Here is a 20,383-nt window from a genome sequence, read left to right as displayed (position 1 = left end):
AGCGGGCATTTCATTCAATGGTTACGTTCTTTCAATCGGTGCGTCAATCGCTTCATGGTCTTCTTTCGCGCTTTCACGTAGTGCGGAGGACATGACGTCAGCCAAGTCGCGTGTGCGAAGGACACCGACACCCCGATCGGTCGGACCGTCCGGCGCGGCCACATCTGCGATCAAGTCGTTCGTCGGCCGTGTCTCATGGAGGAGAAGCTCAGCTGATCCTTTCATCGCTTGGGCGACGATTTGACGGGCTGTCGTTTCGTCAAATCCTGCTTCCGTCAAGACCGGTGTCATCGACCCGACAATCTCGTAAAAGAAAGCGGGGCTACAACCGGCGGCGGCCATAAAGGCCGACATCGTCTTCGCATCAGTCACAGCTGTACGACCAACACGCTCAAACAACGCCGTCGCCGTTTCACGGACCGTATCATCGGTCTCGGGTCCGAACCAGAGTCCGGTCATCCCGTTTTGATAAGCCACTGGCGTATTCGGCATCGCGCAGACGGCAGGGAGACCTGACGCCTCTTCAATTTCGCTCGGTTCGATATGAGCCGCTACGGAGACGAGGAGCGGTGTGGTCCACGTCTTCGAGCTTACATATGGAAGCACCCCGTCCGGTTGCATCGCAAGGACGACAATGTCATACGCGTTGACATCCTCTTCGTCGACGATTTGCACGCCGAGCTCAGTGTGAAGTTCTGTAAGACGTGTCCGGTCACTCCGGTTCGTCATCGTGATTTGTTCAGGAGACAGACCTGAGGCTAACCATCCGCGGACGAGTGACTCGCTCATCGATCCTGCTCCTACCATTAAAATATTCATAATCGTCACCTCTTCATATAGATTCGGTCGTGTACATGTTGCCTATCATAACAAATGATGCGTCAAATAGCGCCTCTCGTGCTCAAATTGTAAAACAAAGGAAAAACGTGACACCGTCTTGTCACTGGATTGTCGCAGACGTCACGGATGACAAGTCGAACCGGTCGAGCTATCATGGCAGTAATCAATCAGGAGGCGATGAAACGTGAAACGAGTGTTAGTCCGGGGGATTCAAGGGTATCAACGCTTCATTTCTCCGTTGAAACCACCGACGTGTCGGTTTTATCCGAGTTGTTCGCATTATGGGATCGAGGCGATCGAGAAACATGGTGCACTCAAAGGTGGTTATTTGACGACGCGCCGGCTCATGCGTTGCCAACCGTTCCATTCGGGCGGGCTCGACTACGTGCCGGACGAGTTCGATTGGAAGGCGCCGTTACAACGTGAAAAACCCCCATCTCAGCGAGACGTCTAATCGACGGCTCGCTGTTTTAGATACAGCCCCTCTTTCTCTGACTTGTTTTATCACAATACTTTTGACAATCTTCTAAGTATTCTGAAAAAATAGAGATGTACTCATTACATACGGGGAAAGGGGAATACAACATGGGTCAATCGTTCAGTGAACTCATCGGTACGATTTCAAACTTTGTGTGGGGACCACCGTTATTGATTTTGCTTGTGGGGACAGGCATTTATTTGACGGTACGTCTCGGGGGAATTCAAATCACGAAGTTGCCTTACGCATTGAAGCTCGCATTCTCTAAAAATCAGGACAAGTCATCGAAAGGGGATATCAGTCACTTCCAAGCACTCATGACCGCGCTCGCGGCTACGGTCGGTACGGGGAATATCGTCGGGGTCGCGACGGCTGTCGTGCTCGGTGGGCCAGGCGCGATCGTCTGGATGTGGGTATCCGGTTTCTTCGGAATGGCGACCAAATACGCGGAAGCCGTGCTCGCGGTCAAATATCGGGTCACTGATGAGCGGGGACAAATGGCTGGGGGACCAATGTATTACTTGGAGCGCGGCTTGAAACAGCGCTGGCTCGCCGTCGCCTTCGCGGGGTTCGCTTCCCTCGCGGCGTTCGGGATTGGAAACGGGGTACAGACGAATTCGGTGGCGATGGCACTCCAAACGACGTTTGATGTGCCGCTTTACGTATCCGGTATCTTGATCATGATCTTCACGGGTGCGGTCATCTTAGGTGGTGTCAAATCGATTGGACGCGTCGTCAGTTACTTCGTACCGGTCATGATCGTCTTTTATCTCGGCAGTGGATTATTGATTATGATTATGAACTATACGCTCATTCCAGATGCGATTTCACTCATCTTCAGCAGCACGTTAAGCGCCGAGGCAATTGGTGGAGGAGCGATCGGGGCGGCGATTCGTTACGGGGTGGCCCGCGGCGTCTTCTCGAACGAGGCCGGTCTTGGATCGGCCCCAATCGCGGCGGCGGCGGCCAAGACGGATATGCCAGGACGTCAGGCACTCGTCTCGATGACGCAAGTGTTCCTCGATACGCTCATCGTCTGTTCGGTCACAGGGATCACGCTCGTCATGGGCGGACAAATCGGGTCGGGGCTCGAAGGGGTCGCGTTGACGACGGCGACGTTCGAGCAATTTTTAGGGCCGACTGGCGGATATATCGTGACAATCGGCCTCGTCATGTTCGCCTATTCGACGGTGCTCGGATGGTCGTATTATGGAGAACGTTCGATTCACTACTTGTTCGGCCAGAAATCGATTATTCCGTATCGCATCGCCTTCGTCCTCGTGGCCGGACTCGGTGCGATGACGACGAACCTTAACTTGGTCTGGGCCCTTTCCGATGTGTTTAACGGTTTGATGGCCATCCCGAACTTGATTGGTCTGCTGTTCTTGTCGGGTGTCGTGATCGCCGAGACGAAACGGTTCAATCAGCAACTCGAGCTCGAAAATCGAAATCGAAAAGCATCTTAACGAAACACGCCACCGTCTTCAAGGAGACGGTGGCGTATTTCGTTTGCGGACCTCTTCGAGTCGCGCTTGCTGGAGGTGGTCAAAGACTTTGGTGATGAAGCCGACCATGATGCCGACACCAGTAATGACGTAGCCGATCGTGAACACTTTACCGAGATCGGTCGTCGGGACGAAATCCCCATAGCCGATCGTCGTGAGCGTGACGACGCTGAAATACAAGGCGTCAAGCCAACGCATGTCCTCGAACCGTGAATAAAATAGTGTCCCCGAGACGATGGTCAGGAGGGCGAGACTGAACAACACTTGAAACTCAGCGTCTTTCAGACCGCGCCAGATTCCGCGAAACATGCGACGAAACGTCAAAATAAATGAGAGCATTCGCCCGCCTCCTTTCTTTATAGGTTTGTTCGCTAAGAACAGGGGAACATCCTCTATAGAAAAGTTGGAAAGGATGATACATCATGACACGACCGATCCCGAAAGAACAAGGGCTCGACCATAGCTTGGCGTTCCTCCGGGAGGGCTACTTGTATGTCCCGAACCGCAGAAAAAGCTTTCAGTCAAACCTATTCGAAACGCGTTTACTTGGGGAGCGAGCAATCTGTCTCGGTGGTGCCGAGGCAGCCGCTTTATTTTATGACGCGGACAAATTCGTTCGGCAAGACGCGGCACCGAAGCGGTTGCTGAAGACGTTGTTCGGGGAGGACGGGGTGCAGACGTTGGACGGTGCGGCGCATGCACATCGAAAAAAGATGTTCATGTCGCTCATGTTCCCAGGAAATATCGAGCGACTGACGAGACTTGTCAGCCGTGAATGGGAACGAGCGCTCGATGCGACCGAAGACGAAACAGTGCTCTATCATATGGCGCAAGAAGTCCTCATGCGAGCCGTTTGTGAATGGGCCGGGATCCCGCTCGGTGAGCATGAAGTGAAACAGCGGACGGACGAGATGCGGTTGTTGTTCGAATCGGGGACGGCCCTTGGACCAAAGCACATACGTGGACGGGCGGCCCGGTCGTCGGCCGAGTCTTGGGTTCGGAAAATGGTCGAGGAAGTGCGGACGAACCGGTTGCTTCCGAACGAACAGACAGCACTGTATGAATTTTCATGGCATCGTGATGAGGCCGGGGAGCTGCTTCCGGCTGATGTCGTGGCGGTCGAGGTGATCAATATTATACGACCGACCGTGGCGGTGTCGATTTACGTCTTGTTCACTGTGCTCGCGTTGCATCAGTTTCCGGAGGCTCGTGCCCGGTTGGCCTACGGCGAGACGGATTCGACATGGTTCGTCCAAGAAGTCCGGCGCTTTTATCCGTTCTTCCCGGTGACGGCTGCGCGCGTCAAACAGGACTTTGAATGGGATGGGTTTGCGTTCGAGCAAGGGACGCTCGTCTTGCTCGACTTGTATGGGACGAACCACGACCCAGCGCATTGGACGGAACCCGAACAGTTCAATCCAGACCGGTTCAAAGGTTGGACCGAGAGCCCGTTCACGTTCATCCCTCAAGGTGGCGGGGATGTGGATTTTGGGCATCGCTGCGCCGGGGAACATGTGACGATCGCCATCATGCGTGAAACGATTGACGTGTTCTTGAACCGCTATCGCTATGAGGTGCCATCTCAAGACCTTAGTTATAGTTTTGTGGACTTACCGAGTTTGCCGAAAAGCGGGCTCGTGTTGAAACGGGTTGAACGCAAATGAGTCGCCGAGAGGCGACTCATTTTGTGTGCAAGGCTAACCGTTTCGTGATCGGTTGGATTGTGATGTTCGTGTCGACCATACGGTTATCCCGTTTCGGTTCGTCGGTTCGTTCGATTTGCCATGATGTGTCATGCAACTCTTTCAAGCCGAGTGCGATGTCATAGAGGGAATGGCTCGGGTTGCCGTTCAATTGATACAGTCCCGGCCCACGTTTCGTCAAAATCTCGAACAAGGCGTCCGCCGTATCTTCTAAAAACGAGCAGGACGGGTACCAGTGTGCGCTCGCGACGATTACACCTTTTCGCTTCATCTCGGTCTCGAAATAATCCATCATATTGTTCGAACCGGGACCGTCCCCGATTTGCCAACCGAGGCGGACGATTTGGGCACCGGGATTAGTCCGGGCGATGGTTTCTTCACACGCCCGTTTATAGGCACCATATTCATCTGTTGCATCGGGCGGTGTGTCCGGGGTGATTGGTCCCGTCACACTGTCGGAGAAGACGGAGACGGTGCTCGTGAAGAGGAAGGGGATTTTATATTCCCCGCATAGGCGTGCGAGCGTATCGGCCCATTCGGCGGCGCCCATGCCGATATGAAGAAAATAAGTCGGGCGGACCGATTCGATAAAGGCTCGCATCTCAGCCTCGTCAGATGTGGACACTTTCGTGCGGTCCCACGCGACCGGCTCGATGCCGTGCCGCTTTAATATACGGGCGACGACAGGGGCGACCGTCCCGTTCATGCCTGTCAAAATTGCTTTCATTACTTATTCCTCCCTTCTGTTTGTATCATCCCACACTTCACTGTCCGACAAACCCTTTGAAAGAAGCTTTGTGCTAGACTGATGGATGGAGGCGATAAAGATGAATATTCGAAAAGCGACACCGGATGACAGCACGCAAATCGCACCGCTCGTTTACGCGGCGATTCACGAAATTGCGTATTCGTTGACCGGTACGTCAGACCAACAACAAGTACTCGAACAACTCTCGATGTGGATTGGTCAGCCCGGAAACCGCTTGAGCTATGAAAACGTTTGGGTGGCGGAAAACGAGACAGTGATGGCGGGCATTCTGATTGCCTACCACGGGGAACGGGCATCGCAGTTGGATGAACCGATCAAGGCGTGGCTCCGGACCCAAGGGCAACCGGACACGTTAGACGTCGAAACGTCAGGGGATGTGCTCTATATCGATTCGGTCGCTGTCGACTCGTCGTTCGGCGGCCGTGGGATTGGGACGAAACTGATTCAACAAGCGATTGACCATGCCCGTGAGACAGGCATCCCACAAGTCACGCTCAACGTTGACCAGACGAATCCGGCAGCCGGGCGATTATATGAGCGGCTCGGTTTCAAAAAAGTGAAAGAAATCGATATCTCCGGAGGACGGTTTGATTATATGGCGCTCGCGCTTTGACTGAACCGTCAATCGGTCAATTATCAGTCTTAAAACCGATGCAAAATGATTGCGACTCGGCTATACTAAATGCTTGAAATGAATCAGTAGCGAAAAAGGAGATCATGTATGGAATGGAAAAATATCCTGCGCGGCATCGCGATGGGGACGAGTGACTTGATTCCCGGTGTCAGTGGTGGGACGATTGCAGTTATTTTAGGAATTTATGACCGGTTGATCGAAGCGATCAGTGGGATTTTCAGTCGACATTGGAAACAGCATATCTTGTTCTTGATTCCGCTCGGGATCGGGATGGCGGGTGCGATTTTAGGTCTTAGCCGCGTGATCGAATTTTTGCTGCTTGAATATTACGAGCCGACCCAGTTCTTTTTCATCGGGTTGATTCTCGGGATAATTCCGTTGCTCCTGTTTGAATTTCGATCACGTGCGGTCATGCGTCCGGTACATATCGTCGCCATGGTGATCGGGGCCATTCTTGTGGCGAGCATGGCTATCATTAAACCGGCAGATACGGCCATCATTACAGAACTTTCCACAAGCACGGCGATCCTGTTGTTCTTCTCAGGATGGCTCGGAAGTATGGCCATGTTGTTACCAGGGATTAGTGGCTCGTTCGTCTTGCTTCTCATCGGGGTCTATCCAACCGTCATCAGTGCGTTATCGAACTTGAATATTCTCATCATCGGTATCGTCGGTCTTGGGGTGGCGGTCGGTTTCATCGTCAGCAGTAAAGTGATCCGCTATTTGCTCGGCCATTTTCCAGGCATGACGTTTTCCGTCATTTTAGGCCTCGTCATCGGCTCGCTCGCGGTCGTATTCCCGGGTCTCCCGGACACGACGCTCATGTGGGTGCTCAGTATCCTCTCATTTGGAGCAGGCTTTATGATCGTCCGTCTGCTCGGACGCTTCTCTGTATAAAAAAACATGCACGACCGTCATCGATTGACGGCGTGCATGTTTTTGGTTTATTCAGCGATTGTTGCTCAATAGATGAACGGGATCAATCGTTTACGCGATTTGGCCCACGTTCGATACGCGCTCCCGAAATGAGAGGTCAGCATCTTCTCTTCGATATGAATTCGCCATAACAGCGCTAAACCAATCGAGAATGTGCCGAATAAGGCGATGCCCCAATGCGTGAAGTAAAGTGAAAACCCGAGCGTGATAAACAAGAGCCCTGTGTAGAGCGGGTGACGTAAATAGCGATACGGCCCCGAACTGACGAGTTCATCCTCGGGACGGACGACGACGTGACGGGTGAACTGATGGCGCAACTGCCCGATGCCCCAATAGCGGAGCGACACTCCGGCTACGTAGCAACCGAGTCCGAGCAGACGTTGGGGAAGCGGTTGACGTACATCTGTCCAGACGGATAATCCGATGGAAACCGCGAACACGATGACCATGATCAATGAAACGATGTAAAAACTGGCGTGCTCACTGGCGCCGTCGGTCGGTTCGGACCGATTTCGGTAACGCCAAATTTCATATAGCCAAGCGACTGAGATGAGAATGAAGAACCCGTCTAACCAATCCATAGCGTGCCTCCTTTCTCAGTATCTTCCACTCAATACCCGCGTCTTCCTCCCCAAAAACGCACGCTGAATGAAAAAACGTCTCGCAATGTGCGGGACGTCAAGTAGTGCTCAGCCGATTAATGCGCGTTGGCAAGCAGTGCTGCGGCGACCTGTTTGTCGTGTTTCACTTCGTTTGTCTCTTCTTTGATCAAGTGATACGTGAGACACATCGGCTTCTCGGTCCGCGGGTCGCGACCGATGATGGCATCGATGTGGAATACTTGTCTGAGGACGAGCGGACAGATGACTTCTTCGGCCGTTCCTGTCGCGAGTACTTCGCCGTCTTTCATCGCGACGATGTGATCGGCAAAGCGAGCGGCCTGATTCAAGTCGTGGAGGACCATGACGATGGTTCGTCCTTGGTCTCGATTGAGCGTCTCGAGCAGTTCGAGTACTTCGAGCTGATGGGCCAAGTCGAGATACGTCGTCGGTTCATCCAAGAAAATCAAATCGGTCTCTTGGGCGAGCGCCATCGCAATCCATACACGCTGACGTTGTCCGCCTGAGAGGGCATCGACGCTTCGGTCTTTATAGGCGAGCGTCCCGGTCACGTCAAGCGCCCAATCAATCACTTCATGATCATGTTTCGAAAGGCGGCCAAATCCGGATTGATAAGGGAACCGGCCGTAGGAGACGAGTTCTCCAACCGTCAATCCGCCGGCACCTTCTGGCGTTTGCGGCAGGATCGCCATTTTTCGGGCGATCTCTTTCGTGTTACATTTGGCGATGTCGGCTCCGTCCAAATGGACTGAACCGTTAGACGGAGAAAGAATCCGGGTCATCGCCTTCAAGAGCGTCGATTTTCCACAGCCGTTCGGTCCGATGATCGTCGTGATTTTATGGTCGGGAATCGACAAGCTCAATTGTTTTACAATCGTCTTGTCGCCATATCCGACCTCGATATCTGTCGTATGTATCCGTGACATGATGGATTCCCCTTTCCGTAGATGACGCCCGTGATAATGATTCTCAATATCGAATCTACTATAGCAAGTGCCACACATCGTGTCAATGTTTGTTTGATGTCAAAATAGATTGTCGACAGGCGTGTTTCAAGGTATAGTGAATGAGAATGAGAATCAATGGCGCTGGAGTTTCAAGGAAGGGTGAGGGCGATGAGCGAACAAGATGTATATGATGTAACGATTATTGGGGGCGGACCAGCCGGACTATATGCGACGTTTTATAGTGGGCTTCGTGGGATGAAGACGAAATTGATTGAGTTTCAACCACATCTCGGCGGCAAAATCCATGTCTATCCAGAGAAGATGATTTGGGACGTGGGCGGGGTCACACCGACGACCGGTGCTCGCCTTATCGAACAATTGGTGGAACAAGGCTTGACGTTTGATCCGACCGTCGTGCTCGGAGAGAAAGTCGAATCGATGACGAAGGACAACCAAGGCCATTTCGTACTCGATACGACACATGGACAGCATGTTTCCAAGACGGTCATCGTCGCGACAGGAAGCGGCATCCTACAACCACAGAAAATCGATATCAGCGGGGCAGAGCGCTTCGAGGTCTCGAATTTACACTATACGGTCAAATCGCTCATGGCGTTCAAAGGAAAGACAGTATTGATCTCAGGGGGCGGCAACAGTGCCATCGACTGGGCCAATGAGCTCGAACCGATTGCTGAGCGCGTCATTTTAACGTACCGGAAAGAAGCGCTCAAGGGACATGAGTCACAAGTCGATAAGTTGCTTTGTGGCCGTGTCGACTGTCGGTTGCATACGCAAATCGAAGACCTCATCTCTCGGGATGGGACGACGATTCATGCGGTTTCGCTCGTCGATTGCGGGACGGGGGAACGTGATCTCGTAGAAGTCGACGAAGTCGTCATCAACCATGGGTACGAGCAGGATACGGCGCTGCTCGGTGATTGCGAGTTACAAGTCGAGATGGTGGATGGTTTTTACGTGAAAGGCAATGCGAGCAGCGAGTCGTCGGTGCCAGGTTTATATGCGGCTGGCGACATTTTGACGCATGAAGGGAAAGTCCACCTCATCGCGGGCGCTTTCCAAGATGCGGCCAATGCCGTCAACCGTGCAAAGACGTTCATCGATCCGGACGCCACGAAAGCGGCGATGGTGTCCTCGCACAACGAACGGTTGAAGACAAAAAACCGTGATATCATCGAGCAGGCATTACAAAAGCAGTGAGGGGCTCCCTCACTGCTTGCTTGTTGTCGGATAGTCGCACAGTTCGACGATGACGCCGCCCGAATGACGTGGGTCCATATAGATGAGACGTCGGCCTTTTGCCGTCGTCCGCAACGTGTCCTCTAAAAAGGAAATGCCGTCTCGTTTGAGCGACTCGATCGATTGAGTTAAGTCATCAACCTGGTAGGCGATATGGTGGACGCCTTTGCCTCGTGCTTTCATGAAGCGGGCGATTGGACTCGTTGGGCTCGTCGGCAACAACAGTTCAATCACATCGTCACCGACGTGGATGACGGCGATTTCCGTCTCGACGCCGACCGCTGTGTTTGTGTAGCGATCGACGAGCTTCCCTTGTAGGACGGTCGTGTAAAATGAAATCGCTTCGTCTAAATCACGGACAGCGATTCCGGTATGGTCAATGTGCATCTTGATCCCTCCTCACACTCTAGTTTGACGAAACTTGAACAAAATGTCACTTCACAACGTTTTGTCGGAATCCGATATACTGAAAGAGGGAGGGACGGCGAAATGAACGGAAAGATCACTCTTGGATTGATCAGCGCGTTCGCGCTGGTGTCATTTGTGTTTGGACTCTCACTTGCGACGTTTGTCGATTATCGGATCAATGAAGAACAAGTCGTCCTGGAACGATTGACGACACATAAAAAAATTGGTCCTGCTGAAATTTTGTCGACGGAAGTGGACTTTCATTTGAACGGTTCCAATTATGCCCTGCGTTTTACAGACGAGCCACATATCACCTATTGGTTCAGCGTGGCGGACCGCGAGATCCAATTCGATCGAATCGAATCGTTGGATCGGCGCGATACAGGACTTAGAACCGATCTTTTTGAACAGATGCCACCGCTCGCGATGGAATCGACAAACGCTGCCGAATGAAAACACGAAACGAACGAGTCCGATGAAGGACCCAGAACGTTTCGTGTTTTTTTACTGTTTACTGTACAGAAGGATAAGGGACCAATTCTTTTAAAAATGTATGAGTGCTGACAGATGTTTGGGTGGCTTTTTGTTTTAGTAGGGCGTCTCGCAAGCTTGGTTGGAGCGATGTCACTGTGACCTTGACGTCTTGAATCTTTTTCAACTTTATGAAAGATGATTGTTGGAGGAACGAGAGACCTTCTCGGGTCGTGAATGAGTCGCACGTCATGTGGAGCTCATGAATATGCAAGCGCGAGAACTCGATTCGGCTATACATCGTGCCCACGACAGCACCGTTCCGTCTCAATGAATGGAACGCACCTTGATTTCGATGACATTCGTCGATGGTTCTAGCCGAAACCGGTAAGGCGCCTGGCAAAAGACGGGCGTACTGATTGCGGGTCGATGACCATAACGCATACGTTTCCGGATGCTCAAGGCAGAGTTGCCATTGCGCGTATGTCTCTTTTTGGAACGGTAGTACAGGTAAATCATAAACGGTCGACTCAAGATGAGGTGTGAACCCGATGGCGGTGAACGAATCGAGTCGTTGAAGTGCCTTTGCGTTTTGGACATTTAAAGAGACCATCGTTTTTTGTCCGATATGCGGATGGAATTGATACAAGACGCGATCGATCAACCCACGCAATGCCGCGAAGTTTGTATAGGCTGCATCAGTCATGCGAATCTGTTGGGTGGTGGGGAGGTCACGATAATCCACGGTGATGGCGGCCATGAGCTCATTTCCTAGCCAACCGGTATACAACGAGCACTGTGGTGGAAAGCTGAACAGATTCGGGACGTGCTGAGGGTTATAAAGATTGTGGAGCAATGGTCGAAGATGGGGTGGAAGTTCACGACTTTCTTTGATGGTAAAGGTCTGCTTCATCCGAGCGGTCCTACTTTCTATATAAAATGAGATACCCTTAAATTGTAAGCGTTACCACATATAAATGCTCGTATTAAATTGATGAACATTTATTGGGAAATCAAGGGCGTATTTGTTTCAAAAAACACCCAAAAATCTTTCCGATTTGACGTGGAAATGGCTCAAGGACGAGACTCTATCTGGCTAAGACATACATAAAGAGGTTTGATGGCGGAGGATGAAACAGGGTGTGATATTTGTTAAAACATAGAACAATCCAATTCATGTTAAATGAAAAAGACATGCTATACTGATGGGTAAGAAACGAGTCAAGGAGACGACTATGCGATACGTAATAAGTTTTTGGTTATTAGCAGTAGTGTTGATGGGTATACCGCATACGGCGCAGGCGGAAACGAATCCGATCGTTGTCCATGAGAACGTCATCGTTGACGAAGCGGTAGAACTATATGAAGGGTTTCGCTCCCCGAACGAGATGGTGTTCATTTTTGTATTGATTGTATTATTATCCGTGATTGGGCTAGGGATTATCAATGCGATTGAATAACGTGAAAACGTTCACAAAAATGCAATATCTGAATCGGAAGCGGTTTCAAATCTGATTTATACTAAACGTGTAGGAAGGAAGTTCTGCACCAACTTCCCCTCCTTTTCAGATGAACACCCCTCGTTCATATCATGTTTTGGAGTCAACCGACGCTGTCGATTGACTCCCTTTTTTGTATGATTAAAATTGGATTCGTTTTTCTTTGGCGAGTCGTCGCAATCGTTTCGTTTCATTCGCATGGCCACGACTTTCGAGCATATTCACATATACTTTGAACGGTTCTGAACGATGGGAGAAGAAAGGGATATATTCGGCGAACAACTTTTGTTCGGCTTCTGATAAATGGCCGCGCTCCACGAGTAATTCCAGCTCAAGCATCTTTAAGGCTTGATAATCGGCAAGGGCGTTCTCGTCTGTGTGGGCTTTGGCTAATGTGCGGTCGCACAACGTGGTCAAACGTTCACGGAGCAAATTCCATTCGGACGAATTATAAGATTGATCGAGGAGTGTCGAGAGCAGGTCGACCCGAGTCGAGTCAACATCTTTTGGGACATGGAGTGCGGTGTATAAGGAACGATCGATCCAAACGGCGGTCGTGGGGGCATCAAGTTGATAATACTGAATCAGTTGGGATAACATCGTGGTTTGAGACAATTTTAACAACCGGAAAGGATCGCTCGTTGTGAAGAGCGGTTCTTCTCCCGCTGAAGACGACAGCAACAAAAACATTTCTTCGTACATCGTCCGGGCCTCGGGCTCGTCATCCGCGTAATAGGCTAAATCGCGAATGATTTTTTTCGCATGAATGTACCAATTTTTTTGGTCACGTTCACTCATCACTTGGTTCGGTACTACATATAAGTGATCATAAGCCAATTCGACAAAACGTTCAGCGAGGACGATGGTTTGTGAGAGCGAATGACGTTCGTCTGACGATTTTTGTTCTTTATATCGTGTGAACTGGCTGACCATAAAGTCGATGTCTTTCTCTTCAATCACGGTTTTAGGGATGTTTCGATACATCTCGACAATCACATCGCGAAGCGTGGCTTCGCCGTACTGTTCTAGCAACATCCGTAACTTCCCGATACGCATTAGCTCTCCCTCCTTTCAAGAGGACGTCGAACAAAGTAACTGTCCGCAGATGGGCAGACACCAATTATTATTCCTTTCCCGCTTTCGATTCAAAACAACCCTTCCGTCTCATGCTTGAGACGGATTTTTACGTTAACCGTTGTCAGAAAAACGTTTGTCGATGATAATGTAGAAAAATCTAACCATAATTGAGGTATTGCATATGAATGACGATCAACACTTATCACGTGTCGAACGCAGAAAGCGTGAGCTCGAACGGGAACGGTTGAGTGAAGAGGCTCAGCTAAACGAACAAGCTCGACACGAAACGATAGATCATCAAACAAACGAAGAGAACCCGGAAAGATGGGAGACGGGCCGGCAAGCAGAGGCGACACAAGGCGAGCATCCGTTTCTAAACCGAGCGCATGAACAGTCGTCTGAACCAAAAAAGAAAGCGCGCGACGTCCGGAAACCGAAAGCGAAGTTAACCCTTCCGTTCGGCACGAAACGTAAATCAAAGCCACGTCGAGAAGAACGACGGGAACCGAGACGCCAAACACGTGAACCGGAACGAACTCACGTCAAACATGAGGCGACCGCACCGAAAGACAAACCGCGCCGCCGGAAGTGGAAAGGGAAGCTATTGCTTGTCATGTTGCTCCTCCTCATCGGAGTCGGCTATATGGCAACGCGTCCTGTCACGTTTTTAGTGATGGGAAGTGACGCCCGCGTCGGAGAATCATTATCTGGATCACGGACGGACTCTTTACAGTTGATGGAATTTGTACCACGTTCACGCACTGTTCAAAACGTCTCGATTCCGCGGGACACGTATACAGCGATTCCTTGCGAACCAGAACGAGAAGGCGATAAAATCACCCATGCGTTCGCCTATGGCGGTGCGGATTGTACGGTCGGGGCGGTAGAGGGACTGACGGAAACCTCGGTCGACGGTCAAGTCGTGATCACGTTTGAAACGTTTATGGAATTGATTGACCTCGTCGGCGGCGTCAACGTCACAGCGACCCACTCGTTCAGCGAGAAAGGCTTCAATCAAACGTATGAGTACACAGAAGGAGTGTCTTACGCCATGGACGGGGACATGGCGCTCGCCTACGCCCGTCACCGGAAGACAGACACGGACGGTGCCCGCTCGAACCGTCAAACCGAAGTCATGTCGGCCGTCGCCGATAAATTGGCCAGTCCGACGGGGTGGACGAAAATCCCGGCGACGTATCGTTTCATGAAAGACGAGATGGGACTCGAAATGAATCCGTTGCAGATGGCATCGATCGGAATGACGATGGTATTACAGCCACAGGTGGATAAACTTCAAATCGAAGGAGAAGACGCCTACATCGATAACGTCTATTACTATCAACCGACCGAAGCGAGTGTTCAAGCCATTCGTGACGCCCTCGACTTGACGATGTGGGGAACGGTGAGATAATTTCGCGAAAAGGGTTTGATTCCGTTCCGAAAGAGGAAATTTAATCAAATGAACTACTCTTTTGAGGAGGGAAATTTGAATGAAAGTTTTAGTCATTGGAGCAACAGGAAAGATCGGTAGACGTGTATTGAAAAGTTTAGCGAAATCGCATCAAGTGACCGCTTTAATTCGTTATCCTGAACTACAGGCAGAGTATGAAAAGATGGGTGCGCGCGTGCTCACCGTCGACGTCGAGAAAGAATTGGATAAAGGGATTCACGAGGCGACCTCGGGACAAGATGCCGTCATCATCGCGGCAACGGCAGGGGCAGATGGATCAAGCAAGGAAATCGAACTGCTGGACCGCAACGTCGCGATGAAAGCGATTGACGCTGCTAAAAAAGAACGTGTCCGTCACGTCGTCTTGCTCAGTGCATACGGCGCGGATCAACCGGACGCGGCACCGAAAGAACATTTCAACTTCTTGTCTGCCAATAACGCGGCCGATGAGTATATCGAACATAGCGGTTTAAACTACACGATCATTTGCCCAGTGACAATTGTAGATGGGCCAGGGAAAGGCTCGATTGAGGCATCGGAAGACTTGAGTGATGCGAATGGTGCGACGATTTCTGAAACGGACGTCGCGACGATCATCACCGCTTCGCTCGATAATCGTGGGTTGTATGGCCGTCGGATCGAAGTGAAATCCGGCAGTACCCCAATCAATGAAGCACTCGATTTTGACAGTCGTGGAGAAGTGGCGACTGGAGGCAGAACGACGCTTCGTCGACCACAACGCTAACGAAAATCTGGAGGAGAAGGTGTCCTGATGGAACGAAAATTGTATAAAGATCCGTCTGATCAAATGATTGCCGGTGTCTGTTCGGGACTAGGGAAATACCTCGGGGTCGATGTCACGTTAATGCGCATCATCTTCGTCGTCCTCGCTTTGTTCGGGGGTCCTGGTCTATTGATTTATATCGTCCTGGCCATCGTCATGAAAAAACCGCCGTCAGAGTATGAGGCGGAGCAAGAAAATCGCTTTTAACAAAACGAGCTGACCGCATCGGTCAGCTCGTTTTTTATTCGGTATAGAGCGTGTAAGTCGCCTCGAACGACTCACCAGGGTCGAGCAGTTGCATATCTTCTTTATGGCGGATGTCCTTCCGATGACCTTTGTAGTCAGCGTGTCCGAACCAAGGTTCGAGACAAGCGAACGGGGCGTCGGAGTGTGGAGGCGACCAGATGCCGAAATGGGTGAAGTGAGGGGATTCCATGACGATGGCCCGACCGCTCGGTTGATGTCGAAGCGCTGCGTACTCGATTTGTTCAAAGATGAGGGCATCTTGGTCGAACAAGTGATGAGTCAGCGGGATGTAACGGCGTTCCCCGAGAGGTTGATAGGCACCCGTCAAGTAAGGTCCTTCGAGCAATAGACGGTCGAGTGTTCGCGTCTCCCCAAAGTCAATCGTATAGTCTTCAAACGTCCCCCCGGCAAATGGGATATTAAAGGCCGGGTGCCCGCCGATGCTGAACGGGAGGACGGTATCATCTCGGTTGACGACACGATACGTCACGCTCAACTCTTCGCCGATGAGGCGATAGATGACATTCAGTTCGAATGAAAATGGATAGTGTTTACGCGTCTCGACAGAATCGCGCAGGATAAAGCGGACGTGGGTATCGGAAGCCTCGGCGACCTCGAACAGTTCGTCGCGCGCAAATCCGTGTTGGCTCATCGTGTACGTCATTCCGTCATATAAGTAACGGTCGTCGAGCAGGCGTCCGACGAACGGAAAAAGGATCGGGGCTTGCCGGCCCCAATACGTTGGGTCACCTTGCCAGAGGAGCTCCGTCCCGTCGACGTTCCAACTGGTCATTTCGGCACCGTGTGCTTTTAGTGTGACGCTAACTTTCTCGTTGTAAAGTTGCAAGATAGTTACTCTCCTTTGAATGATATGATAAGTTAAGTTTAGGAGTGAACAGTACACAGGACAAGGGGTAAATCATGCGATTTCATAAACTAGCGATTGGATTGATCATGGCTGGCCTCGTGGCCGGTTTAGGCTATAAAGGATATGACGAGTTTAATAGTCAGGCGAAGGAACCGGCGGTCAGCATCGCCACGGACGATAGCGTACTTGGCGGTCTCGAGGTCGGTCAACGCGCGCCGGCCCTTGAACTGGAGACGGTCGAAGGGGAACGCCTATCGCTCGCCGATTACAATGGACAGCCGGTTGTAGTGAACTTCTGGGCGACGTGGTGTCCTCCGTGCCGTGAAGAACTACCTGAACTGATTAAATTTAGCGATGAGACGGGCGTCCCTGTGCTAGGCGTGAACATCACGAATAATGAACGTCGCGGCCGACGAGATGTCGATGCATTTTTAGAAGAAGTGCCGCTCAGTTTCCCGGTCCTGTTAGACGAAGACGGCGAGGCTGTAAAAACGTATCGCATTGTGGCCATGCCGACGACCTATGTCATCGGATCAGACGGTGTGATCACCGCCAAACAAGTCGGACCGGTCGATTTCGATTGGTTGCGAGACAAAACAAAGTAAATGAACGGACAAAGACAGACTGGGAGTGAACCGGTCTGTCTTTGTCTACTTTTTATAATGTTGTTTGATGAGCGCATCAAAATTCGGTGTCATGTCTTCCTCGAGATAATAGTGATGATTATCTCGAATGATTGTATCGCCAACACGTGCTTCTGATGGCAAGAATCGTCTTGGGATGAAACTCGAGCCGTTGTTCCAACGTAACACGGCATACTTCCCTTCGACCCGCACCAATGTGCCGTACTTAATCATGCCTCTTCCTCCTCAACGAACAGCTTTCTGTCTCTTTATTCTTATAGAGTGTATTCCCACATTCCACAAAAGCTACACATATTTGCGCAAGGCTGGACAAGCAAATGGGAACTCAAAGAGGTGACAAAATTGTGAAGAAAGTTAGAAGAAAACGCTTTCTTTTTTGTTTGTTTTCTTCTATAATGAAGGCACGGGGTGATTTTGACGAATTTGTGAACAATGGGGGTATGGTCAATGTTTTCATCAGCTATGATTGGATTGCTCGCCTTAACCGGCGTGACCATTTATGGGATTGACCGTATGTTCACGGTCCGTTCAGAGCGCATCACAAAGAAATAGGTCTACATAATAGGGGGGATCGCAACGTCTTGGGGAGACGTTGCGATTTTTTTGTGTCAATAATCTTGCTGCCGTGACTCGCGATCTTTCGCTTTTTGTTCGACGTGCTTACGGTTCCGTTCATGGACGCGTTGGAAAAAGGCGTGCTCGGGCCAATGGGGAGACCAAACCCGTTCCTCGGGCAGAGCGAGGATATACTCTTCGGCCGCGCTCAGCCGCTCCATCATCTTGCTGCGATCGTCGCATAAATCGCCATGGCCCGGGACGAGCCAACGAATCTCATACTCATAAATGGCGGCTTGGAGTTTTTGCAAGGAATTCAAATACGCCTCGGCATCATGCTCGATGAACGGAGGCTCGATATTGGACCCGTAGTCGCCACAAATCAGGAGTCGCAACGGTTCGACGATTAAAGACATATGAGTCGACTCGTGTCCGGGCGTCAATAAAAACGTGATGGGGGTAGAGCCGAGTGCGAGCGTCCCGTCCTCGGAGATCATGATGTCGACGGCCGGTTTGACGATGGGGCGATCGATATAATACTGCTCATAAAACGACTGGATCTCGTCTAACTGCGAGCGCGCATCCGTCTCGACGAACGCCTGAGATGCGATGACGGTCGCATCGGGAAACGCATAGGCACCGATAATATGGTCGTAATGCTGGTGCGTATAGATGACATACAGCTTTTTGCCTTGTCGACGCAGTTCGACGTCTCGGCGGATGGTGGCAATCTCTTCAGGCAGCCAGTTCGGGTCGATGACGATTAAGCTCTCATTCGTCTCAATCAACGTCGAAGTCGTTCGCATGAGTGCACTTTCGTAAACAGTGAACGGTTGAAGACGTACTTGAATCACGGGAATCCCTCCTTCTTGTCTTCCATCCTTTTCCCGAATCGTCATCATTTAAGCGTCGCCGGTATGACTGCTATTATCGTGAAAAACAAAAAAAGCAGAACGTCAAATGACGTCCTGCTTCATGCACGGTACACCGTGCGGTTATGTGTGCGAGCAAATTCTCGCGTATATGTCGGTAATTGGAGCGGGTGAAGAGAATCGAACTCTCGTCATCAGCTTGGAAGGCTGAGGTTTTACCATTAAACTACACCCGCATATGAAATTTTAAAATGGAGCGGGTGAAGAGAATCGAACTCTCGTCATCAGCTTGGAAGGCTGAGGTTTTACCATTAAACTACACCCGCGAAACGCTTAACGTTACGGTAATATAATAGCACAGGATTTTAGCTTTGCAAACCCTTTTTTGAAAAAACATTGGTTGTTGCGGCTAGGTCGTCTTGCTAAGATAATAGGAGAGAGGAGTGGATGGGGCATGAGTGAGCGTAAATCCTATTTACAGATGATGAGCGAGGGCTTTCGGATGATGAAAGAAGGCAAACAAATCAATCATGAGACGAAGCTGCGCCAATGGACATTCTCGATCAGCCGTGAGGCGAATTGGCATGTGATTCTCCGGACAGAGCGCTTGAAATGGGTCAGTCCGGCGACCGATCAGTTCATCATTGAACCGTTATTCGTCCAAATCGGGGCATTACAGCTCACGCGTCATCTCGAAACGAACGAAGTACGTTTGACTATCGATGAAGAATGGGGAATTGAAAGTAAGGTCGTCTGTGACGACCAGGAGTGGGAACGATTCGTCGCGTCGCTCAAACAGATGAAGGGGGAGTAGTCGTGAGTCGAGAAAGGCTATATCGGATTGAAGCGGAAGCTCGTGGGAGTGCCTGGCGGGCCCGTGTATTGACCGGCATCCAACGATTCCGCTTTTTTAAAGGGGAATTGCTCGCACCGACTGAACGCCCTTACGTCGTCTTGAGTATCTCTCAAGACATGCAGGCACTTCCCGATTTGATTGAGACGGATATGGGTGTCCTGCTCATCCACGAACGAATCGGCCCGATTTTTATGAACTTATGCCCATATGATATTCAACTCGTTCGAGTCGAGTTGCACACGAGCACCGGAAAGACGGATCAATACTGCGCACTCAACGTGTTACGCCGTTTCGAGATTGAACATCTTGAAGATTCGGGCGAGTATCGACCGTTAGATCCGGATCGGCTCTATTTTTTGTCACGGCAAACCGTGAGACTAAATTTATTCGGGCATATGATTGCCCAAGATCGAAACAGCCAACGCCTTTACGTAACGGAGCGTCTCAAATATGCGCTTCAAGCGAAAATGGTGACCGGGCTGGCATTCAAGAAAACGAAGGAGCAAACAGCATGAAGGAATACGAAATTGACGGTTGGATCCGTCTAGACTACCCAGAACACTTTGAATACAACGAAGAAGAAGACCATGTCAGTTTTTACTCTGTCGAGGCAGATGCGCAAGGGACGCTTCAAATGTCTATCTATGAAGCGGAGGAAGCGCAAGCCCCGAGTGACGCCGCACTTCAAGAGTTGAACACGTTTTTAGGTGAGTTCCCAATCGACGTCAAAGTCGCCCCAAGCGTCACGTCGGAGGCCGGCGGCATGACGACGGCCTACGCGAGCGGAATTGAAGACGGCATGCATCTCGACGTATGGTCGTTGACAGACGGGAAGCGACTTTTGTTTTTGACGTATGTCGCCGATGAAGTGACGAATGAGAAGTTAGAGATCGAATCGATTATCGACTCGATCGAGTGGACATAACAAGAGACACGCGCCAACGTCGGCTGCGTGTCTCTTTGT

The 20,383-nt window shown here is 50.8% G+C and carries 26 protein-coding genes and 2 tRNA genes; 15 read left to right on the top strand and 13 right to left on the bottom strand.

What is annotated here, in order from left to right; genetic code table 11:
- Window positions 1-21: 21 nt before the first annotated feature.
- Window positions 22-819 (bottom strand): pyrroline-5-carboxylate reductase family protein, encoded by a 798-nt coding sequence (locus tag KNP86_RS10860; RefSeq protein ID WP_034781206.1) that lies wholly within the window; start codon window positions 817-819, stop codon window positions 22-24.
- A 205-nt stretch (window positions 820-1,024) separates the two neighbouring features.
- On the opposite strand from KNP86_RS10860, the gene yidD reads away from it, so the two are divergent.
- Window positions 1,025-1,294, top strand: a complete 270-nt coding sequence (gene yidD, locus KNP86_RS10855) for a membrane protein insertion efficiency factor YidD (protein ID WP_034781204.1) — start codon at window positions 1,025-1,027, stop codon at window positions 1,292-1,294.
- A 131-nt stretch (window positions 1,295-1,425) separates the two neighbouring features.
- Window positions 1,426-2,784, top strand: coding sequence for an alanine/glycine:cation symporter family protein (locus tag KNP86_RS10850; RefSeq protein WP_034781201.1), 1,359 nt, complete (start codon window positions 1,426-1,428; stop codon window positions 2,782-2,784).
- 18 nt (window positions 2,785-2,802) lie between these two features.
- On the opposite strand, the gene KNP86_RS10845 is transcribed toward KNP86_RS10850, so the two are convergent.
- Entirely contained in the window at window positions 2,803-3,162 is a 360-nt protein-coding gene (locus KNP86_RS10845) for a potassium channel family protein (RefSeq protein ID WP_034781199.1), read from the bottom strand.
- Window positions 3,163-3,245: 83 nt separating this feature from the next.
- Here KNP86_RS10845 and KNP86_RS10840 point away from each other — a divergent pair, with 83 nt between their 5' ends.
- Window positions 3,246-4,487 (top strand): cytochrome P450, encoded by a 1,242-nt coding sequence (locus KNP86_RS10840; RefSeq protein ID WP_214754281.1) that lies wholly within the window; start codon window positions 3,246-3,248, stop codon window positions 4,485-4,487.
- Between the two features lie 16 nt (window positions 4,488-4,503).
- Here the strand turns inward: KNP86_RS10840 and KNP86_RS10835 are convergent, their stop codons facing one another.
- Complete coding sequence (locus KNP86_RS10835; RefSeq protein WP_214754279.1) at window positions 4,504-5,253, bottom strand: sugar nucleotide-binding protein; 750 nt, start codon at window positions 5,251-5,253, stop codon at window positions 4,504-4,506.
- 100 nt (window positions 5,254-5,353) lie between these two features.
- Here KNP86_RS10835 and KNP86_RS10830 point away from each other — a divergent pair, with 100 nt between their 5' ends.
- Together KNP86_RS10830 and KNP86_RS10825 are read left to right on the top strand one after the other, a co-directional pair.
- Entirely contained in the window at window positions 5,354-5,908 is a 555-nt protein-coding gene (locus KNP86_RS10830) for a GNAT family N-acetyltransferase (RefSeq protein WP_214754278.1), read from the top strand.
- A 108-nt stretch (window positions 5,909-6,016) separates the two neighbouring features.
- The gene (locus tag KNP86_RS10825) at window positions 6,017-6,826 is read left to right on the top strand and encodes a DUF368 domain-containing protein (RefSeq protein ID WP_214712213.1); all 810 of its coding nucleotides are present in this window, start codon (window positions 6,017-6,019) and stop codon (window positions 6,824-6,826) included.
- Window positions 6,827-6,891: 65 nt separating this feature from the next.
- Here KNP86_RS10825 and KNP86_RS10820 read toward each other — a convergent pair whose 3' ends face one another.
- A complete protein-coding gene (locus KNP86_RS10820) occupies window positions 6,892-7,446 on the bottom strand; it encodes a methyltransferase family protein (protein ID WP_034781189.1) in 555 nt (184 codons plus the stop codon).
- A 116-nt stretch (window positions 7,447-7,562) separates the two neighbouring features.
- Window positions 7,563-8,411 carry an ABC transporter ATP-binding protein gene (locus KNP86_RS10815; protein ID WP_034781188.1) on the bottom strand — a complete coding sequence of 283 codons (849 nt, stop codon included), beginning with the start codon at window positions 8,409-8,411 and terminating at the stop codon, window positions 7,563-7,565.
- Between the two features lie 189 nt (window positions 8,412-8,600).
- Here KNP86_RS10815 and KNP86_RS10810 point away from each other — a divergent pair, with 189 nt between their 5' ends.
- Entirely contained in the window at window positions 8,601-9,650 is a 1,050-nt protein-coding gene (locus KNP86_RS10810; protein WP_034781187.1) for an NAD(P)/FAD-dependent oxidoreductase, read from the top strand.
- A 9-nt stretch (window positions 9,651-9,659) separates the two neighbouring features.
- Here the strand turns inward: KNP86_RS10810 and KNP86_RS10805 are convergent, their stop codons facing one another.
- On the bottom strand, window positions 9,660-10,076 hold the full coding sequence (locus KNP86_RS10805; protein ID WP_214754276.1) for a VOC family protein: 417 nt from the start codon (window positions 10,074-10,076) through the stop codon (window positions 9,660-9,662).
- Between the two features lie 102 nt (window positions 10,077-10,178).
- Between KNP86_RS10805 and KNP86_RS10800 the strand changes: the two genes are divergently transcribed.
- Complete coding sequence (locus KNP86_RS10800) at window positions 10,179-10,550, top strand: hypothetical protein (protein WP_034781184.1); 372 nt, start codon at window positions 10,179-10,181, stop codon at window positions 10,548-10,550.
- 58 nt (window positions 10,551-10,608) lie between these two features.
- Here KNP86_RS10800 and KNP86_RS10795 read toward each other — a convergent pair whose 3' ends face one another.
- Window positions 10,609-11,481, bottom strand: coding sequence for a hypothetical protein (locus tag KNP86_RS10795; protein WP_214754274.1), 873 nt, complete (start codon window positions 11,479-11,481; stop codon window positions 10,609-10,611).
- A gap of 364 nt (window positions 11,482-11,845) precedes the next feature.
- Between KNP86_RS10795 and KNP86_RS10790 the strand changes: the two genes are divergently transcribed.
- Complete coding sequence (locus KNP86_RS10790) at window positions 11,846-12,028, top strand: hypothetical protein (protein ID WP_233005286.1); 183 nt, start codon at window positions 11,846-11,848, stop codon at window positions 12,026-12,028.
- A gap of 180 nt (window positions 12,029-12,208) precedes the next feature.
- Here the strand turns inward: KNP86_RS10790 and KNP86_RS10785 are convergent, their stop codons facing one another.
- Window positions 12,209-13,123, bottom strand: coding sequence for a hypothetical protein (locus tag KNP86_RS10785; protein WP_034781180.1), 915 nt, complete (start codon window positions 13,121-13,123; stop codon window positions 12,209-12,211).
- Window positions 13,124-13,325: 202 nt separating this feature from the next.
- On the opposite strand from KNP86_RS10785, the gene KNP86_RS10780 reads away from it, so the two are divergent.
- The 3 genes from KNP86_RS10780 to KNP86_RS10770 all read left to right on the top strand — a co-directional run bounded on the left by KNP86_RS10780 (window position 13,326) and on the right by KNP86_RS10770 (window position 15,585).
- Entirely contained in the window at window positions 13,326-14,555 is a 1,230-nt protein-coding gene (locus KNP86_RS10780; RefSeq protein ID WP_214754272.1) for an LCP family protein, read from the top strand.
- A 79-nt stretch (window positions 14,556-14,634) separates the two neighbouring features.
- Window positions 14,635-15,339 (top strand): SDR family oxidoreductase, encoded by a 705-nt coding sequence (locus KNP86_RS10775; RefSeq protein WP_034781176.1) that lies wholly within the window; start codon window positions 14,635-14,637, stop codon window positions 15,337-15,339.
- 27 nt (window positions 15,340-15,366) lie between these two features.
- Window positions 15,367-15,585, top strand: coding sequence for a PspC domain-containing protein (locus tag KNP86_RS10770; protein ID WP_034781174.1), 219 nt, complete (start codon window positions 15,367-15,369; stop codon window positions 15,583-15,585).
- Window positions 15,586-15,619: 34 nt separating this feature from the next.
- On the opposite strand, the gene KNP86_RS10765 is transcribed toward KNP86_RS10770, so the two are convergent.
- On the bottom strand, window positions 15,620-16,471 hold the full coding sequence (locus KNP86_RS10765; protein WP_251128517.1) for an aldose 1-epimerase family protein: 852 nt from the start codon (window positions 16,469-16,471) through the stop codon (window positions 15,620-15,622).
- Window positions 16,472-16,545: 74 nt separating this feature from the next.
- Between KNP86_RS10765 and KNP86_RS10760 the strand changes: the two genes are divergently transcribed.
- Complete coding sequence (locus KNP86_RS10760) at window positions 16,546-17,097, top strand: TlpA family protein disulfide reductase (RefSeq protein ID WP_138859961.1); 552 nt, start codon at window positions 16,546-16,548, stop codon at window positions 17,095-17,097.
- 45 nt (window positions 17,098-17,142) lie between these two features.
- Here KNP86_RS10760 and KNP86_RS10755 read toward each other — a convergent pair whose 3' ends face one another.
- The 4 genes from KNP86_RS10755 to KNP86_RS10740 all read right to left on the bottom strand — a co-directional run bounded on the left by KNP86_RS10755 (window position 17,143) and on the right by KNP86_RS10740 (window position 18,889).
- Window positions 17,143-17,349: a DUF3006 domain-containing protein gene (locus tag KNP86_RS10755; protein WP_016508383.1), complete on the bottom strand. Its 207-nt coding sequence runs from the start codon at window positions 17,347-17,349 to the stop codon at window positions 17,143-17,145.
- A gap of 395 nt (window positions 17,350-17,744) precedes the next feature.
- On the bottom strand, window positions 17,745-18,545 hold the full coding sequence (locus KNP86_RS10750) for an MBL fold metallo-hydrolase (RefSeq protein WP_034781170.1): 801 nt from the start codon (window positions 18,543-18,545) through the stop codon (window positions 17,745-17,747).
- A 180-nt stretch (window positions 18,546-18,725) separates the two neighbouring features.
- Window positions 18,726-18,799 (bottom strand) — tRNA-Gly (locus KNP86_RS10745).
- A 16-nt stretch (window positions 18,800-18,815) separates the two neighbouring features.
- Window positions 18,816-18,889 (bottom strand) — tRNA-Gly (locus KNP86_RS10740).
- A 128-nt stretch (window positions 18,890-19,017) separates the two neighbouring features.
- Here KNP86_RS10740 and KNP86_RS10735 point away from each other — a divergent pair.
- The 3 genes from KNP86_RS10735 to KNP86_RS10725 are packed head-to-tail and all read left to right on the top strand — an operon-like array spanning window position 19,018 to window position 20,344.
- Window positions 19,018-19,377 carry a hypothetical protein gene (locus KNP86_RS10735; protein ID WP_214708704.1) on the top strand — a complete coding sequence of 120 codons (360 nt, stop codon included), beginning with the start codon at window positions 19,018-19,020 and terminating at the stop codon, window positions 19,375-19,377.
- A gap of 2 nt (window positions 19,378-19,379) precedes the next feature.
- Window positions 19,380-19,934, top strand: coding sequence for a hypothetical protein (locus KNP86_RS10730; protein ID WP_034781166.1), 555 nt, complete (start codon window positions 19,380-19,382; stop codon window positions 19,932-19,934).
- Entirely contained in the window at window positions 19,931-20,344 is a 414-nt protein-coding gene (locus KNP86_RS10725) for a hypothetical protein (protein ID WP_034781164.1), read from the top strand. Before KNP86_RS10730 ends, KNP86_RS10725 begins: the two co-directional genes overlap by 4 nt.
- The last annotated feature ends 39 nt before the right edge of the window (window positions 20,345-20,383 follow it).

The organism is Exiguobacterium sp. s16 (assembly GCF_018618115.1).
GTDB lineage: Bacteria > Bacillota > Bacilli > Exiguobacteriales > Exiguobacteriaceae > Exiguobacterium > Exiguobacterium mexicanum_A.
Note: the sequence above shows the minus strand (reverse complement) of the source record. Positions and strands in the feature narration are given on the sequence as shown.